The sequence below is a fragment of the Caldanaerovirga acetigignens genome (genome assembly GCF_900142995.1).
Classification (GTDB): domain Bacteria; phylum Bacillota; class Thermosediminibacteria; order Thermosediminibacterales; family Thermosediminibacteraceae; genus Fervidicola; species Fervidicola acetigignens.
The window spans coordinates 1-17522 of the sequence record NZ_FRCR01000015.1; the positions used below are offsets into that span (position 1 = coordinate 1).

General features: G+C 41.0%; 16 protein-coding genes. 4 read left to right on the top strand and 12 right to left on the bottom strand.

Features of this window, described 5'->3' with window-relative positions; all coding sequences use genetic code 11:
* From BUB66_RS10095 to BUB66_RS10130, 8 genes are all read right to left on the bottom strand, one after another.
* Positions 1-1664: acyl-CoA mutase large subunit family protein (locus BUB66_RS10095; RefSeq protein WP_073258155.1), on the bottom strand; the 1664-nt coding region annotated here is incomplete at its 3' end.
* 125 nt (positions 1665-1789) lie between these two features.
* Positions 1790-2950, bottom strand: a complete 1161-nt coding sequence (locus BUB66_RS10100) for an aspartate-alanine antiporter-like transporter (RefSeq protein WP_073258157.1) — start codon at positions 2948-2950, stop codon at positions 1790-1792.
* Between the two features lie 57 nt (positions 2951-3007).
* On the bottom strand, positions 3008-4507 hold the full coding sequence (locus BUB66_RS10105; protein WP_073258159.1) for a succinyl-CoA:acetate CoA-transferase ScpC: 1500 nt from the start codon (positions 4505-4507) through the stop codon (positions 3008-3010).
* Between the two features lie 137 nt (positions 4508-4644).
* Complete coding sequence (locus BUB66_RS10110; protein ID WP_159431529.1) at positions 4645-4974, bottom strand: DUF3870 domain-containing protein; 330 nt, start codon at positions 4972-4974, stop codon at positions 4645-4647.
* Between the two features lie 99 nt (positions 4975-5073).
* Positions 5074-5856, bottom strand: a complete 783-nt coding sequence (locus tag BUB66_RS10115; protein ID WP_073258161.1) for a putative hydro-lyase — start codon at positions 5854-5856, stop codon at positions 5074-5076.
* A gap of 15 nt (positions 5857-5871) precedes the next feature.
* Entirely contained in the window at positions 5872-6879 is a 1008-nt protein-coding gene (locus BUB66_RS10120) for a 5-oxoprolinase subunit C family protein (RefSeq protein ID WP_073258162.1), read from the bottom strand.
* Positions 6880-6904: 25 nt separating this feature from the next.
* Positions 6905-7642: a 5-oxoprolinase subunit PxpB gene (gene pxpB / locus BUB66_RS10125; RefSeq protein ID WP_073258164.1), complete on the bottom strand. Its 738-nt coding sequence runs from the start codon at positions 7640-7642 to the stop codon at positions 6905-6907.
* 14 nt (positions 7643-7656) lie between these two features.
* Positions 7657-8424, bottom strand: a complete 768-nt coding sequence (locus BUB66_RS10130; RefSeq protein WP_073258214.1) for a LamB/YcsF family protein — start codon at positions 8422-8424, stop codon at positions 7657-7659.
* A gap of 226 nt (positions 8425-8650) precedes the next feature.
* Here BUB66_RS10130 and BUB66_RS10135 point away from each other — a divergent pair, with 226 nt between their 5' ends.
* The 4 genes from BUB66_RS10135 to BUB66_RS10150 all read left to right on the top strand — a co-directional run bounded on the left by BUB66_RS10135 (position 8651) and on the right by BUB66_RS10150 (position 14444).
* Positions 8651-10117, top strand: coding sequence for a sodium:solute symporter family protein (locus BUB66_RS10135; RefSeq protein WP_073258166.1), 1467 nt, complete (start codon positions 8651-8653; stop codon positions 10115-10117).
* A complete protein-coding gene (locus BUB66_RS10140) occupies positions 10104-11546 on the top strand; it encodes a sensor histidine kinase (protein WP_073258168.1) in 1443 nt (480 codons plus the stop codon). The genes BUB66_RS10135 and BUB66_RS10140 overlap by 14 nt, the downstream gene beginning before the upstream one ends.
* A gap of 207 nt (positions 11547-11753) precedes the next feature.
* On the top strand, positions 11754-12992 hold the full coding sequence (locus BUB66_RS10145; protein ID WP_073258170.1) for an Nramp family divalent metal transporter: 1239 nt from the start codon (positions 11754-11756) through the stop codon (positions 12990-12992).
* Positions 12993-13082: 90 nt separating this feature from the next.
* On the top strand, positions 13083-14444 hold the full coding sequence (locus tag BUB66_RS10150) for a sigma-54-dependent transcriptional regulator (RefSeq protein WP_073258172.1): 1362 nt from the start codon (positions 13083-13085) through the stop codon (positions 14442-14444).
* Here the strand turns inward: BUB66_RS10150 and BUB66_RS10155 are convergent.
* From BUB66_RS10155 to BUB66_RS10170, 4 genes are all read right to left on the bottom strand, one after another.
* Complete coding sequence (locus BUB66_RS10155; RefSeq protein ID WP_073258174.1) at positions 14441-15118, bottom strand: Crp/Fnr family transcriptional regulator; 678 nt, start codon at positions 15116-15118, stop codon at positions 14441-14443. The two genes, BUB66_RS10150 and BUB66_RS10155, sit on opposite strands and share 4 nt — an antisense overlap.
* Before the next feature lie 125 nt (positions 15119-15243).
* Positions 15244-15849, bottom strand: coding sequence for a pyroglutamyl-peptidase I (gene pcp / locus BUB66_RS10160; protein WP_073258176.1), 606 nt, complete (start codon positions 15847-15849; stop codon positions 15244-15246).
* A gap of 18 nt (positions 15850-15867) precedes the next feature.
* Positions 15868-16785 carry a DUF979 domain-containing protein gene (locus BUB66_RS10165; RefSeq protein WP_425291880.1) on the bottom strand — a complete coding sequence of 306 codons (918 nt, stop codon included), beginning with the start codon at positions 16783-16785 and terminating at the stop codon, positions 15868-15870.
* A gap of 8 nt (positions 16786-16793) precedes the next feature.
* The gene (locus tag BUB66_RS10170) at positions 16794-17462 is read right to left on the bottom strand and encodes a DUF969 domain-containing protein (RefSeq protein WP_073258180.1); all 669 of its coding nucleotides are present in this window, start codon (positions 17460-17462) and stop codon (positions 16794-16796) included.
* Positions 17463-17522 lie beyond the last annotated feature (60 nt).

A 17522-nucleotide genomic window follows, 5' to 3' on the forward strand; every position in this document is an offset into this window, starting at 1 on the left:
GCTTTGTATTCGCCGAATACTCGGCGCAGAGTGTCACAAATCTCGCCCAACGTCGCATACGTTTTTACGCAGGTAATAATTGTCGGCATTAGATTCTCATTGGACAAAGCCTTTTTAGAAAGTTCATCTAAAGCGTTCTTTACAGCTAAATTGTCCCTCGTGGCTTTTAATTTACTAAGTTTTTCTTTTTGTATCCTTTCTACTTCAGGATCTACCTTTAATAAATTCTTTGGAGGTTCTTCTTCAATTTGGAATTTGTTTACTCCTACCACTATCCTGCGGCCTGATTCTATCTCCTGCTGATATCTATAAGCGCTGTCCTGGATTTCTTGCTGTATGTAGCCTTTTTCTATGGCTTTAGGCGCACCGCCCAGTTCATCTATTTTCTTTATATATTCCATAGCTTTTTGTTCTATGAGGTTTGTAAGGTGTTCTACATAGTATGAACCTGCTAGCGGATCTATGGTTTCTGTAACTCCGCTTTCATAAGCAATAATTTGCTGAGTTCTCAATGCTATCCTAACTGAATCTTCGGTTGGCAGTGCCAATGCTTCGTCTCTTGAATTGGTATGCAGGGATTGGGTTCCTCCTAAAACCGCTGCTAAGGCCTGTATTGTTACTCGCACAATGTTGTTGTCGGGCTGCTGGGCCGTTAACGTCGAACCGGCCGTCTGAGTATGGAAGCGCAGCATCATGGATTTCGGATCTTTTGCTTTGAAGCGTTCCTTCATAATCTTTGCCCATAGCCTACGGGCCGCCCGGAATTTCGCCACTTCCTCGAAAAGGTCGTTGTGTGCGTTGAAGAAGAAAGACAGCCTCGGAGCAAATTTGTCAACGTCCAACCCGGCTTTTATCGCCGCTTCTACATAGGCTATGCCGTTGGCAAGAGTAAAGGCCACTTCTTGAACAGCCGTCGCTCCCGCTTCCCTTATGTGATAGCCGCTTATGCTGATGGTGTTCCATTTGGGAACATGCTTCGAGCAGAATTCAAAAATGTCGGTGATGAGCCTCATCGAGGGTTCAGGTGGGAATATGTATGTTCCTCTTGCTACGTATTCCTTCAATATATCGTTTTGGATAGTGCCGGAAAGCTTATCTGAACTTACTCCCTGCTTTTCTGCAACCGCTATATACATGGCAAGGAGTATAGCGGCAGGGGCATTTATCGTCATTGATGTGCTGACCTTGTCAAGAGGTATTCCGTCAAAGAGTATTTCCATGTCCTGCAGTGAGTCGATGGCAACTCCAACCTTGCCTACCTCGCCTTGGGCAAGCGGGTGATCCGAATCATAACCTATTTGGGTCGGCAGGTCGAAAGCTACGCTGAGGCCCGTCTGGCCCTGAGATAGCAGGTATTTGTATCTCTTGTTGGATTCTTCTGCTGTTCCAAAACCCGCATACTGGCGCATGGTCCACAGCCGGCCCCTGTACATGGTGGGCTGAATTCCGCGGGTAAAGGGATACTCTCCCGGGAATCCAAGGTCATCTGTGTATTCCATTTCCTGCACATCTAATGGTGTATACAGCCGCTCTACTTCTAAGTTAGAGCCGGTATAGAACTTCTCGTATCTTTCTGGCGCCTTCTTTATCACTTTTTCTACCGTCGTGCTCTCCCATCTTGCCTTCTCTTCCTCAAGTTTCTTGAGGGATTCCTTGTCAAACACTCCTAATACCTCCTTTTGCATTTTTTCATTTGGGATATGCCCGGTACCAGCCTATTTTAAAATGGTAAAAATCTAAAAACACATCGTGATACCGGGCAAATTCATTGTAATATGAATTCAATCAATCAGCCGAGCACCGTATGAAGCAATATAGTCCATATTACCATGAACAGAAGTGCTATTGGATAAGTTGCCCCATATCCAGTAGCAACTTCATCGGTACCAGTGGCATCAATAGCTGCCCCAAGCCCCGGTGTACTAGTCATGCCTCCACATATAGCTCCTGCTAATAGAATCCAATTTATCTTCCAGACATATCTACCTATTAAAAATCCTACAAGTTCTGCAAAAACTCCTGCCACAAATCCTATCACCATCAAGGTAATTCCTGACTGCTTAACTACTTCCACTACACCGGCTCCACTTTCAATCCCTACGATTGCCAAGAAGAACGCCAACCCTAATTCCCTAAATGTAGCGAGTACTTCCTTAGGCATCATAGTGTTCAAGGGACCAATCTTTCCAAAATAGCCGAGAATTAGCGCGGATATTAGGACTCCACCGGTGGTTTCAAGCTTTATTGGTGTTGCAATACCAGGTATTTTAAAAGGAACGCTGCCGATAATGATGCCAAGCGCAAGAATGATACAATAGCTAAGTAAGTTGAAACTTTCCTTCGCCGGCTCTCCTGCAACTTTCTCCGATGATCCACCTTGCCCCATTTCCATCCTATACCTTTCGAGTTCCTTTTTCACATCTATCTTGAAGATGATAGGAGCTAACTGGACAAAAAGTATCACAAGTATTACGCCGAAGGGATAAGCGACAGCATGCCCTATTGTTATATTTGGATTGTTTTTTGTAGCTTCCAGCGCAGCTGCAAGGCCCGGCGAGCTGGTCAGAGCGCCAGTATATGTGCCAGATACCAAGTAAGGATCAAGCTCCCCCTGGAACATCAAAGTAAGAGCAAAAGTGGCAAAAGCTCCAGCAAAGGTTATTATTATCCCTAACAGAGCAAATTTAAAGCCATAGAGCTTCACTACCCTTCCTATGTCCTTAGCTGCCAGAAGTCCCACTGCTGAAACAAACAGTACCAAGCTGAAGGTAAAAAGTACTTTATCTACTTTATATCCGAGCGCTCCGAACACGAGACCAACGAAAAGTGCACCAGAAGTCTCAAGGCTTATACCTTTGATCTTAATTTTCCCCAACATTAGGCCGAGAGCAGTAGCAACAAAAAGGATGAAAAATTTATTTTCCATTATGCTCTTAATAAATGATTCCATAAATCAATTCCCTCCTTGCTATTTCAATCTAAGAGAAGACGCAGAATTTTCATATCACTATATCATCCTCCCTTTTTTCGAATAGTTTATATGCCATGAAAGGGCTTCCTCAAGGATGTGAGGCGTATGGGCAGATCCGCTAAAATCAATAGCTTTTTTGTAATATTCCATAAGTGCATCTCTATAATCTGGATGAGCACATTTTTGTATTATCTCCTTTGCTCTTTCCTTTGGACTAAGGCCCCTTAGATCTGCCAATCCTTGCTCTGTAACCACAACCATAACGTCATGTTCGGTATGATCTACGTGAGATACCATTGGAACTATGCAGGAAATGGCTCCATTTTTAGCAGTAGAAGGAGTAGCAAATATGGAGATGTAAGCGTTCCTAATAAAATCACCTGAACCTCCTATGCCGTTCATCATTTTGGTTCCCATGATGTGAGTGGAATTTACGTGACCGTATATATCTATCTCAATAGCAGTATTCATAGCTATGACCCCCAAACGGCGGATGACTTCTGGATTATTGCTTATCTCCTGCGGCCTAAGTATAATCTTGTTTCTATAAAAATCAATGTTTTTGTAAAATCTTTCAAGTCCCTCTTCTGAAGGAGTGACCGAAGTTCCAGAAGCTACGGTCATTTTCCCGCAATCTAAAAGGTCGAATACCGCATCCTGAATAACTTCCGAATAAAATTCAAGTCCCTCGAATGGCGAATCAACAAGTCCTCTCAACACCGCATTTGCTATATTGCCCACGCCTGATTGTAACGGCAGAAGGGTCTTGGGAAGTCTGCCATGCTTTACTTCGTTTTCCAAAAATTCAATGAGGTGTTCGGATATCTTCTTCGAAGTTTCATCTACCGGAGCAAGAGGTCTGACGCTATCCCTCCTATTTGTCAATACAACCGCAGCTATTTTTTGGGGATCACATGGTATATATGTCGTACCTATCCTTTTGTCAGTTCTTGTAATAGGAATCGGTTTGCGATAAGGAGGATTTTTCGGAATATATATATCATGCATCCCTTCGAGCTCCAAGGGCTGGCTTTCATTCAGCTCTATTATGACTTTTTCGGCCATTTGGACAAAAACGGGACTGTTACCTACCGATGTTGCTGGCACTATGCCACCATCTTTTCTTATAGCTACAGCCTCAATTATTGCCACGTCGATTTTCCCCAAAAAGCCGTACCTCACCATCTGCGGCATATGGCTGAGGTGAATGTCCACGAATTCAATCTTACCCGAGTTTATGCTATTTCTTATGCTGTCATTAGTTTGATAAGGCATCCTCTTGGCTATTACACCAGCTCTAGCAAGTGCGCCATCCAGTTCATCACCCACTGATGCCCCGGTATATAGGTTTATCTTAAGATTCTCTTTTTCTGCCCTTTTGGCTAGCGCAAGGGGTACTTCCTTTGGGTATCCAGATGGCGTAAAACCACTAGTACCTACCGTCATCCCATCTTCTATCAAACTTGCCGCTTCTTCAGCCGTCATTATCTTTGATTCAAGCTTTTTTAAACGCAGTCTTTCGCTGGATACAATCATTTTAACCACCTCATATAAAACTTTTTTATAAAACAAATTGCGGCCGCAATGGCACAACATCGCCATTACGGCCGCACATTATCCGCTTTTTGCAGTGAAAGGTTTTTCCACTGCCACGGACAAATGGCCTTCTAACTTTATTTTTGTTTGTTTAAATACTCCTTATATTTCAAATGACATATTTTTAACGCCGTTATTATAGATTTTTTAGCTGTTCCCCAGTATTGATTTTCGAATATTTTTATAATATCTTCGATCTTTTCAATATTTTCTCCAACTATGGCTTCTTTAAAAAAAGTCTTAGCAACACTTGTCGCCAATGTTATATCTGCATCTTTTATTACAGATGTCCTAGTATCTACCAAAATGGCAATCCCTACTACGCTGTATAATTTTTGAGCAGTTGTGTTATCTGGAAGCTTAGCATATCCAGTGATGACTATTTCATGTTCAGGCAGTTCTCCCATACTTTTTCCTCTCTTGTGAATTATTTCACTGTTGTTTGTTTGTAATATTCTACACATCCTTCAAAAATCCTTCTTCTTTCTTTTATGTATACAATATTTTTACATTATGGCTAATTCCTCATCGCGGATATCGGTTATAAACATGTGGCCGGGAGAATGGGTTATCATGATCTCCGGTTTTGATTCAAGAGCAACAGCCTGAGGTGTAACACCACAGGCCCAAAATACTGGAATTTCCCCTTCTTTAATCTGGACAGCATCGCCAAAATCAGGTTTTTCTAGAGCACATATTCCTATCGCTTCCGGATCCCCTATGTGCACCGGCGCACCATGCACCGAAGGAAATCGCGAAGTAACCTGTATCGCCCTTACAACTTTGTCCCTTGGTATCGGCCTCATGCTCACGACCATGTTGCCCCTAAAAATGCCGGCTGGCTTTGTTGGAATATTGGTAATGTACATCGGCACATTTTTTCCCTCTTCAATATGCCTGACTGGAATCCCATTCTCGAGCAAAGCCCATTCGAACGTGAAGCTGCATCCAATGAGGAAGGCCACAAAGTCCTCCCTCCAAAATTCGGTAATATTATCTACTTCCGCGTATAGTTCCCCTCTTTTATATACCCTATATTTGGGAATATCAGTCCTAATGTCAGCGCCGGGCGCCACGTTTTTGGGTTCCGGATCTCCGGGATCGGTGATCTCCAAAACAGGACACGGCTTAGGGTTTCTGAAGGCGAACAGCATAAAATCGTAGGCTAACTCCTTTGGCAAAACCACGAGATTTGCCTGGGTAAATCCCAGGGCAATTCCGCAAGTGGGCCCTTTCCACTGACCCTCCCTTATCATTTTTCTCGCTTCCTTGGCCCCTATCCTCTCCATCGCTATCCTCCTAATTCACTCTATGTTTTCCAGAATAACATCGTAATGCATTCCATTAACTTTCATATCAAAGTACTTTAAAGTTTTTAGCGAAGATTTTATTTCCTCTATATTTTTCTCCATCGCCCTCAATAAATCATGAGCTTCTTTTACCTTAACAGCTTTAAACTTAACCTTATCCCCCGGCTTAAGTTGAGCAAGTTTCGGCAAATCGCTCCAAATGCAGGTGGCAATTTTCGCATACCCACCCGTTGTCTGAGCATCTTTCAACATTATAATCGGACTACCGTTTGCCGGAATTTGGATAGCTCCCGGCACGATACCATCGGTTATAATATCGTGTTTTTTCTTTGCCCGAATTTGGGGCCCTTCCAACCTGTACCCCATTCTATCAGAGTCCTTCGTTATAGTATAAGTAGAATTTAAAAAAAGTTTTATATTATCCTCATCAAAGTAATAATCTTGAGGACCTAAAATAACCCTTATCTCGGCAACGTTCTCATAAGTAGGCACGTATCTTTCATCAACCCTGTAAAATTTGGCCGGTTTCTTTTCCAATTCTCTGAAAAGCAAGTCTTCCTTTTTCAACGGCCTTCCTTCTAATCCACCTAATTTACCCCTGGTATAGGTAGAAGCGCTCCCCATTATCACCTCCGCTTTAAATCCCCCGCTAACAGCAAGATACGCCCTACATCCAGAACTTACAGCCCCTATCGATAGCACATCACCTTTCTTCAAGGGGAAAGACGTCCACACCATTCTCCTTTTACCGTTAACTTCGACAGGAAGCTGCGCACCGGTTACTGCAACAGCCACATCTTCCAAAACTTCCAACGTTGGCCCCAGCACTGTAATCTCTAGCGCGGGCGCGTTTTCCTCGTTGCCAAGAAGGATATTAGCAACTCTAAAAGCAAACTCATCCATAGCCCCTGAAGTGGGCACTCCCTGACTTTCATAACCGTATCTTCCCAGATCTTGAATCGTAGTAAAAAGGCCCGGTTGCAATACCCTGAAAGTAGCCATTTTGATTCTCCTCCATCAAAAATTTCTATCGCTTTCCAATATATTCATAAGTCTTAATTTGATACATTCCTTTTTCGACTTCTTCTTTTATACTGAAGAACTCATCGGGCCCTATTCTGACGAATTTTATATAATTACCGGCTTCTAACAAAATCGGATTTTCCCTTTTGGGGTCGTAAAGTTTTACCGGCGTCTTCCCTATTAACCTCCATCCTCCCGGGCTATCCAAAGGATATATGCCGGTCTGGCTACCTGCTATTCCCACCGAACCTGCCTCAATCTTCTCCCGCGGCGTTTCAAGCCTCGGCGTCGCTATTTTTTCGGACATCCCCCCAAGGTAAGCAAACCCCATGGTAAAGCCGAGCATGTATATGCGGTAGAGGGGTTCTACGTGAATTCGTATTACTTCTTCGGGAGTTATCTTATGATATTCGGCGACGAAATCCAAATCCGGCCCGAACTCTCCGCCATAAGTCACGGGAATTTCTATGACTTTAGGTTTAAATGCATATTCTCCTGCCTTTTCATTTGAAGCGGCTTTTACGTATTCTGAGATTTTTTCAAAATCTATCTTTAGGGGATTGTACTTAATAAGCAGGGACCTGTACGTGGGAATCATGGAGATTATTCCATCTACCTTGGAATTCTTCATAAAATTGTACAGGTTCAATACTTTGGCGTTACATTCTTCCGATATTTCGTCACCATATTCAACGACAATAGCTCTATCGCCAGCAGGTAAAATCTTCGGTTTATCATACATAATAACTCATCCCCTTAAAGAAAACTTGCCATTGGTACAATTTGCACTCCGTTTTCCTCTAAAACAGTTTTTAATTTTCTCGCAAATTCTACCGCCTTTGGATTGTCTCCGTGCACGCATACGGTGTCTACCTTGACCTGTACCAAAGTGCCGTCTACCGCCTCCACATACCCTTCCTTTATCATTTTTAGCACCCTTTTGCAAGCTAGCTCTTCATCGTGAATCATAGCATTTGGGTGCTTTCTCGAAACTAGCGTGCCATCGGGATTTATATTTCTGTCCGCAAAAACCTCACACGCAAACCTAAGTCCCACCTCTTTTGCAGCTTTTTCCATAGCAGTTCCCGCCATACCCACGCAAATCAGATTTTCGTCAACCGCTCGTATAGCTTCCACAATAGCAAGGGCCACTTTTTCGTCCACTGCCGCCATATTGTAGAGAGCTCCGTGGGCTTTGACGTGCTGCAGATTAAGTCCGTGGGAATCTGCAAAGGCCTTCATCGCCCCTATTTGATAAATGACGTAAGCTCTTATTTCATCGAAAGATGCATCCAGGTTTCTCCTTCCAAAGCCCAATAGGTCGGGAAAACCCGGATGGGCACCAACTGACACATTATTTTCCTTGCAAAAGCGCACAGTTTTATCCATCACCAACGGGTCTCCTGCATGAAAACCGCAGGCTATGTTGGCAGAAGATATGTGCTTTACTATTTCCTCATCCATCCCTAATTTGTACGCCCCGAAGCTTTCTCCTATATCGCTGTTGAGGTCAATCCTGTAAATCATAATAACACCTCCGTAGAACATTTTTCATAAATAGTTATGCCAATGTTATAAATACAGCAAATTTCATACCAAATCATTTATGCCTGACGGAACTAAATTTTAAAAAAGTCCGTGTGCGATTTGGCACGTAACAAATTTCACTTTTTAAATCTATAAATTTGAGCTATCATTATAGTTGGCAGATGTACATCTATTGATTCAGTAACAGGGTGGAGGTGTGAAATTGAACGGTCCCTTTCTATCAATGATGCTTTTCTTTATTTATACGATAATGATGATATATTCTGCAAGAAGCGGTTTTTACGATACCTATAATATGGAGGATTTCTTTGTAGCAGGCCGATCTTTAAACGCATTTTATTCCACTGCTACTTTTCTTGCCACGTGGTTCAGCGCCGCTTCGATCTTAGGACTGGGCGGCTCTATATACATTTATGGAATTTCTTCGATTATTTATAGTATAATACCATGGTTTTGCGGCGCCATCTTTTTGATATTAATCTCCAGGCGCTTGCGGGAAGAATTTAGTCTTTTCACGTATCCTGAGTTCTTCAGTATCAGATACAAGTCAAAATTAATGCAGCTTTCAACTGCTCTCATAATGATATCTTCCTATATATTTTACATAACAATGCAAATTAAGGGTTTTGGCCTTGTCATGAGCATATTGCTCAACATACCTTATACCGCCGCCATTTTTTTGCTTTACCTTTACATCCTATACACCACTTTTGGAGGGCTTTACTCCGTGGTAAAAACCGACGCCATCAATGCATTCATCATATTTTTTTCATTTTGTGCATTCGGAATATACATAATCATTCAAAATAAAGGTGCTGTCAATTTGATTCAAAAAGCTGCTCTCATTAGCACTTTCCCTGTTTCTGGATGGAATATAAAAACTCCTCCGGGTGGATTGCTGGATATCTTCTGCAAAGGCCTTCAACCTCCTGCATACCTTTTTACTTCGTTTTTCGGATGGGGCCTTGGACTTGCTGCAAATCCTCAGTATGTAATAAGGATAATCTCTGCAAAGGATGCAGCAACATCAAGAAAAATGATAATCTACTCAATCCTGTTGCTTTCAGTCATATATACTTTTATAGTATTCGGTGCCCTAGGTCTTCGCACCTTAATTCCCACATCTGACCCCGTTGGAAACATAGACGAAATAATACCGACATTGCTGAGCCATGTATCTCCAAACTACCTTACCGGCATTATCCTCGTGGGTATTATAGCTTCTTCAATTTCCACTGCAAACTCAGAACTTCTTTTGATAGCTAACAGTTTTACCTACGATATACTTAAGAATTTCAGGAAAGGCGTAAGCGAAGAAGAACTCATCAATTTAAATCGGATTGTGATTGCACTAGCCGGAACACTATCCTTGATTTTATCCTTCAATCCTCCGAAAAACCTAATCGAATTCGGTGGAAATATATGGGGAATATTTTCTTCGTCAACGTTTGTTGCGCTATATGCCGGTATTTTCCTGAAAAGCGCAACAAGATCTGCAGCAGAAGCTTCATTTATCTCCGGACTTCTTGCCTACTTCTTATTTTTTATGATTCAGGATTTCACACATTCTCCCATTATAATGTATATTCATCCCGGCTTGCCAGGGTTTGCCGCTTCTTTGACAGCTTTTATCATTGCGGAATGGAGGTCTAAGCGTGGGGAGCATTGAACTTAAAATTCTAATTCCATTTCTGATTATTATAGTGCTTTCCTTAGCAGTTCTAGGAATTACGTCGTATTACGGGTCGTACACGATAATTAAGGATATATTGTCCAAACTTCCCGAAAATTACACTCGAACCATAATAAGCGAGGATTATATTACCGCAAGGCTTTTCGACCTTCAAAAGTATACAATTTTGGTAGCAATTATAGCAATATTAGCTTCATCCCAGCTCACTATATTTTTTGCATATAGTATAGTAATGCCCATAAAAAAGTTAGCTATTGCCTGCGATGAACTTGCCCGTGGCAATTTCGATACTAAAGTGGATTATAGTCGGAACGATGAAATCGGAATTTTAAAAAATGCCTTTAATTCCATGGCCGAAAAGCTAAAACGTCATATAGAAGATGTAAGCCGGCTAAAAGAACTAAACCAGAAAATTTTAGACGGCATTAATTATGGGATTATCCTTTTTTCTCAAAACGGCGAAATACTGATTTTCAACAAAACAGCAAAAAAGCTCTTCGACAAAAATCACCAGTTTTTTTACTGGGCAAAGGATTTTATAAAAAATTACTTGAAAAAAAATAGACTTTCTCAAAAAGATGTAGCAAAGTTGCCTTCCGAAGATGGCATGTCAAAATATGTTGAATATGAAGTAACTCCCATGGGCGAAAACCTTATCCTCTGCTTTTCCGACGTAACAGAAGAAGTAAAACTCAAAGAAAAAATAGAGCATATAAACCGCCTTGCGACAATAGGCGAAATGTCGGCTGCCCTAGCTCATGAGATCAGAAACCCCCTTCAAGGGATTAAATCTTGCTTTCAGGTAATAGAATCAATGTCTTCACTGGCCGAAGATCATACATCGAAACAACTCTTTGCCGCAATTTACAGGGAAATTGAAAGGATAAACTGGATCATTACAAGCCTGCTTCATTATGCTCGTCCTTCGGAGCCGATACCCAACAATATATCACTCAAGAAAATTGTCGAGGAAATAAAACCATTTATTCTGCCTCTTCTAAAGGAAAAAGCTTTGGAATTAAAATGTTCATTCCCGCAAGAAGATGAACTTTATTTAGATCCCAATCATTTAAAACAAATACTCATGAATGTAATAACAAATGCAGTAAAGGCAAGCAAAAATAAAGGCAAGATAGAAATATCACTCCGATTAATTGGTGATGAAGCAATTTTGTGCATAAAAGATGAGGGCATTGGTATACCAGAAGCTTATATTTCTAAGATCTTTAATCCATTTTTTACCACATTTAATGATGGCACAGGACTGGGACTTTGCGTTGTCCAAAGTCTGACCATAAAAAATAAAGGCCGAATATGGATTGAAAGTACCCAAAATCGAGGAACGACAGTGTACCTGGCATTTCCGCGTTCATTTTCGCACCATTCGTGCGAAAATGCAAATTAATCTTGTTGAATGCAACTGGCTTCTAATGCCTTTTGAATAAGGTTCGGATTTAATTTTCTTTATTGGAATGAAATATGCATATTCATGAGAGCGCACAACGCATATTAAATTAAAAGAAAATTTCTGCAGCGGGAGGTGTTATGTGTAAGATATCTCATTATGAACATTTAACTGACAAAAAACTAATAGTGCAAAAGGAGGTTCTCCATGGAAGGCAGAAAAACCTTATGGCAAAAACTTAAAAATATTGGTCCGGGGGCGATAGTCGTAGCTGCTTTCATAGGTCCCGGTACCGTAACTACTTGTACCTTAGCTGGCGTCAATTACAAGTTTGCACTCCTTTGGGCTATGCTCTTTTCAACAATAGCAACCATAATCCTCCAGGAAATGTCAGCTCGCATAGGAATAGTGGCTAATAAAGGCCTGGGAAGTACAATCAGGGAAGCTTTTGAGGAAAATCCGACGGTAAAAGTTATAGTAATAGCTCTTGTCATAGCAGCCCTAGGAATCGGAAACTCCGCTTTCCAAAGCGGCAATATCAGCGGAGCTTCTATGGGATTACAGGTCATACTCGGGGGCTCTAAACAACTCTTTGTTGTGTTGATTGCTTTAGTTGCAAGCATCCTCCTCTGGACCGGAAGTTATAAGCTCATTGAAAAAGTACTTCTTGCAATAGTCATAATGATGAGCATTGTTTTTATAGCCACAGCAGTAATAATTTCACCGAATTGGAGTGAAGTTATAAGAGGGCTTTTCGTCCCTACGATCCCTCAAGGTGCGCTTTTGGTAACTTTAGGCCTTATAGGTACTACCGTTGTTCCGTATAACTTATACCTGCACTCTTCCGCAGCAGTAGAGCGCTGGGGAGGCTATAAAGACAAAAAAGAAGCTATTTCGGAATCCAGATTAGATGCGATAATCTCTATAGGTTTAGGCGGATTGATTTCCATGGCAGTAATAATCACATCATCCTCTATGTTTGGGACAGGCGTACAAATTAAATCTGGAGCTGACATGGCACGTCAGCTAGAGCCCCTTCTAGGGCCATGGGCAAAGTGGTTCTTTGCTTTAGGGCTTTTTGGTGCCGGAATATCGTCGGCAATGACCGCACCTTTGGCGGCAGCTTATGCTATTACGGGTATATTGGGGTTAAAGAGTGACTTAAAGGCAAATTACTTCCGCGCTATCTGGCTAATCGTAATATTGATTGGTGCTACAGTAGCTTTTATAGGGGCAAACCCGGTTCAGGTAATAGTCTTCGCCCAAGCAGTCAACGGTATACTGCTACCAATTTCAGCAATACTTCTAATCCTAGTAATAAACAACAAAAAGATAATGAAGGATTTCGTCAATACAACCGTATCAAACATACTCGGATATTTTGTAGTAGCAGTAACAGTAGTCCTAGGCTTGAGAATGATCTTAGTCGCCTTAAAAATAATATAAATTTTTTACGATTTTTTGGGCCTTTACGGCCCTTTTCTTTTGCATTAAAATATTCCTATCGAACATGTATCTGCACAGGGTGATAAAACGATGGAGAGGTCTCAAATTTTAATAGTAGATGACGAGCCATCAATATGTAGCGCCTTAAAAATGGCTCTTCAAGCAGAAGGTTATTCAGTCAAAACCGCTCTAAGCGGCAAAGAAGGGCTAAACATTCTAAAAAATCACTCTTACGATGCGGTCATTCTAGATCTTCGCCTACCCGACATTGATGGAATGCAACTCATTGAAAAAATTAGAGAACTTGCCTATGATACTATAATTATCATAATCACTGCCTTTGGAGATACGAAGGCAGCAGTAGAAGCTGTAAAAAAAGGCGCCTACGATTTCATAACCAAACCATTTGACCTAACCGAAATCAAACTTTCTCTGGAAAGAGCATTAAGAGAAAAAGCATTAAAGAGCGAGAATGAGCTTTTGAAATTAAAACAAGAAAGAACAGTATTCATAACCAGCGATAAAAGAATGCTTGAAATTTTATCTCAAATTGATATTATCGCTCAATCAGATTCAAACGTTCTTATAGAAGGAGAAACTGGCACTGGAAAGGAACTCATTGCAAGGGTTATTCATGAGAAAAGCCGGCGGTCGTCTGGCCCTTTCGTGCCCATAAATTGCAGCGCTCTCCCTGCAAGTCTTTTCGAAAGCGAACTCTTCGGCTACGAGAAAAATGCCTTTACAGGAGCAGGGGATAGGAAAAAGGGATTATTTGAACTTGCCAATAATGGCACCCTATTCCTCGACGAAGTAGGTGAATTACCCTTAGAGCTTCAATCCAAATTACTTCGGGCTTTAGAAGAAAGAAAGATTAGAAGAGTAGGTGGTCTGTCATATATTCCTGTCAATGTCCGCATAATTTCAGCTACAAACAAAAACCTAAAGTATGAATCCGAACAGGGTAATTTCAGATCTGATCTTTATTTTCGCCTTTGCGTATTCAACATAAAGATCCCGCCCCTCCGGGAAAGAAAATCCGATATAGTCCCACTTATAGAATACTATCGCAACTTTTTTAATAAACTTTTTAAAAAGAACATAAAATGTTTTTCTGAAGGCGCTGTCAGCATTCTTCAAAAATACTCTTGGCCCGGTAATGTGAGGGAGCTTAAAAACATACTTGAGCGGGCTTTTATTCTTGCTCAAAAGGACATAATTACAGAGCGCGAATTGCCATCAGAACTATTAGAACTAAAAGAAGGTGAAAATGCAAAATTTGAAATATCAACAACTAATTCCTTTATTCCCCTGGAAGAGTTGGAAAAAAGACATATAAAGGAGGCTCTTGAAAGAACCCAGTGGAACATAACTAAAGCTGCAGAACTTCTAGGCATAAGTCGCTTTGCCCTACAGCGCCGGATTAAAAAATATTTCGCTAATGAGAAAACTTAACCGACAAATTCTTCCAGTTTTTCTATCTGCTTTATCATAATTTTTTTCTGGCTTACTTCTATTATGCCTTCCTTCTTGAGTTTGTTTAGACACTTAGTTACTGTTACTCTATCGCATCCGATTAATTGAGCGATATTCTCGTGGGTCAAAGGTAAATCTATAATACGTCCGTCATCTAATACCTTGTTCTGCTGGCAACACAGTCTGAGCAATACATCGCAGAGCTTGCCCAATGAATCTTTAAATAAAAGGTCATAAAGCTGCATCATCAATATCCTGAACTTTCTACACATACTATGGGTTATATATTTATATGCTTCAGGGTTACTCTTTAAAATTCTTTCCAAATCTTTTTCAAACAACACAGAGATTTCACTATGTTCCATGGCTTGCCCCTCAATCATATCTTCTCCACCGCCTAAGTAAGCAAATTCCCCGAAAATTTCCCCTGGTTGGAGAAAATAAAGGATCTTTTCCCTTCCATTGTACCCAAAAACCGATTGTTTCACCCGGCCTTTAGTCACTATAGCTATATAAGCTTCACTGCTATTGATTTTTATTATCTCACCCTTTTTGTAAAATTTCTTCGAACCTTGCTTGGCTAAATCAAGAAAAAAACTTCTCATCTTCTCTTGTCTTTTGATATCAAATATCTTTTCGTAATAATCTCTCATTTCTATCAACCCTGAATTTAGAATTTGACCTTTCTAGTTTATTTAAGTAATTATTGTAGATATTATAACAAAAAAGCAGGTACTTAGCACCTGCTTTCACTATAATAAAGGTTGTTTTATTTTAATTAAATTAAAATCGACTGCTCTATCGCTACTGTCAAAGCTTTTACAATCTCATTTAGCCCCATAGCCGGAGTGTTTTTCTTATCCACTACCTGTTCGAAAAGATAAGGCACGTGGATGAACCCTGCTTTCATGTGTGGCCTTTTTTTAGAAGCGTAATACAAAACACCGTACATCACGTGGTTGCAAACATAGGTACCTGCGGTATTCGAAACTTCTGCAGGAATTTTTTCCTTTTTTATGGCCTCCACAATCCTCTTTATAGGCAGGGTAGAAAAGTAGGCATTTTCTCCGTCGGGAAATATCGGCTGGTCTATAGGCTGATTACCTTCATTGTCAGGTATTCGGGCGTCATCAACGTTGATTGCCACCCTCTCTACAGAAATGGCATATCTCCCTCCCGCCTGACCTACACAAATTACCACATCCGGATTTTCTTTTTCGATTTCGCTAAATAATACATCGAGGCTCTTTCTAAAAACCGTAGGGAGTTCCCTAACCACCACCTGTGCACCATTTATTTCTTTTGGAAGGAGTTTTACCGCTTCCAGAGCTGGATTTACCTTTTCTCCACCAAATGGTTCAAATCCCGTAACAAGCACTTTCACTGTTAATTCCCCTTTCTCTTAAAATGCAAGAACAAGCATAAGGATTATGTGAATTATAAGTAAAACTATTCCCACTGGAATCTGCTTTTTAATTATCATATACTTATCCTTCAATTCCAAAATTGACGCCGAAACTATATTAAAGTTTGCGGCCATAGGAGTCATAAGAGTGCCGCAGTATCCAGCGGTCATCGCAAGCGCTGCTGCAACAGCAGGATCTGCACCCTGATTCAGTACAAATGGCACCCCCACGCCAGCCGTTATGACTGCAAAAGCGGCAAAAGCATTGCCCATTATAATGGTAAAAAGTGCCATTCCCACACAGTACGCAATGACCCCTAATGTTATGTTATCTGCTGGTAATATCGCACCTATCCCTTTTGATATGACTTCTCCTACTCCCGCGGCATTAAATAGCGCTCCCAGAGCCGCTAACAGTTGAGGTAATATAGATGCAGGACCTACCTGATGAAGCAGCCTTGCACTTTCCCTAGTTGCTTCGTCAATTCTCGCACCTGTTGTGACAAAACTAATCAAAAGCGCAATTACAGCTCCTATTCCTAAACCGACAAGTCCCCCGAGCTTGGTAAATTGGGCTATTCCGAAGGCCGCCACTGCTATGGCTAATGCAGGGACAAAAAGTTTGTTTCCTATTTCGGCAGCTTTTTTCTCCTTAAATTCAGGAGAAGATGTAAAAAACTTCCCTACTCTGACCTGCTTGAAAGCAGCAAGGATCGCCATAACAAGTATCATCGCGCCGACAACGTTTTTGGGTATATACCTGCCGATAGTAAAAACTAAACCGAGGATAGCCCAAAAGAGCGAAGTTCCTATCCTGCACTCTTGTTCTTTTCCATTAAAAGCATAATACGCAGCGATAAAAGATATAATTCCACACATTACGTAAAGCAGTTCAAGAAGTATATTCTGCATAATTATACCCCCTATGCCATTTTTTTCTTACGGATAAGTTTTTTGTCATAATACAAAAATTGAACTGCTGAAACAATAACTGCAATTACGGCAATTGGAATTGATGCTTTCGCAACGGCAAGGGCCTCAACATTAAATCCAAGTTCTTTTAATACCCCAATAATAAGGAGTACTCCACCAGACGCCACAAAGACGTTCTGTCCGTAGAAGTTCCCATAATTTTCTGTAGCTCCCGCAAGCCCCTTTAATTCTTCAATGTCCTGTTCTTCTAATTCACCATAATTATTTTTTGCAGAACCTTCTGCCATAGGAAGGATTAAAGGTCTTATAAATTGCACGTGCCCACCTAACCTTAAACTCAATGCAGCAGCTAGCGTCCTGAGAGCGGTATATATCACGAATAATCGCCCTGGCGTTAGTGATTTCATTTTTCCTATTAGATACGCAGCTCTTTCTCTAAGTCCGTAACACTCGAGAATTCCTATAGCAGGCAATGTCACAAAAAACACCGTCATATATCTGTTTGTTATAAAGGCATCTCCTAATGCAGTAAGTATCTGGTTAAAACTCATGCCAGCCGTAAGTCCCGTAGCCAATCCTGCAACAACAACCACAGCTATCGGATCGAGCTTTAATGCAAAGCCCACAATGATAATTAAAATGCCGATTAGTTTAATCATACTATACCTCCTGTCCTTTTTTTATCAATATTAAAAAAAATACAGATCTATTACTGTTGC

Bases quoted from the DNA above. Each gene is read 5' to 3' on its own strand.
- BUB66_RS10100 (WP_073258157.1), bottom strand. From the start codon at position 2,950: ATGGAATCATTTATTAAGAGCATAATGGAAAATAAATTTTTCATCCTT.
- BUB66_RS10105 (WP_073258159.1), bottom strand. From the start codon at position 4,507: ATGATTGTATCCAGCGAAAGACTGCGTTTAAAAAAGCTTGAATCAAAG.
- BUB66_RS10110 (WP_159431529.1), bottom strand. From the start codon at position 4,974: ATGGGAGAACTGCCTGAACATGAAATAGTCATCACTGGATATGCTAAG.
- BUB66_RS10115 (WP_073258161.1), bottom strand. From the start codon at position 5,856: ATGGAGAGGATAGGGGCCAAGGAAGCGAGAAAAATGATAAGGGAGGGT.
- BUB66_RS10120 (WP_073258162.1), bottom strand. From the start codon at position 6,879: ATGGCTACTTTCAGGGTATTGCAACCGGGCCTTTTTACTACGATTCAA.
- pxpB (WP_073258164.1), bottom strand. From the start codon at position 7,642: ATGTATGATAAACCGAAGATTTTACCTGCTGGCGATAGAGCTATTGTC.
- BUB66_RS10145 (WP_073258170.1), top strand. From the start codon at position 11,754: ATGGAAGGCAGAAAAACCTTATGGCAAAAACTTAAAAATATTGGTCCG.
- BUB66_RS10150 (WP_073258172.1), top strand. From the start codon at position 13,083: ATGGAGAGGTCTCAAATTTTAATAGTAGATGACGAGCCATCAATATGT.
- BUB66_RS10155 (WP_073258174.1), bottom strand. From the start codon at position 15,118: ATGAGAGATTATTACGAAAAGATATTTGATATCAAAAGACAAGAGAAG.
- BUB66_RS10170 (WP_073258180.1), bottom strand. From the start codon at position 17,462: ATGATTAAACTAATCGGCATTTTAATTATCATTGTGGGCTTTGCATTA.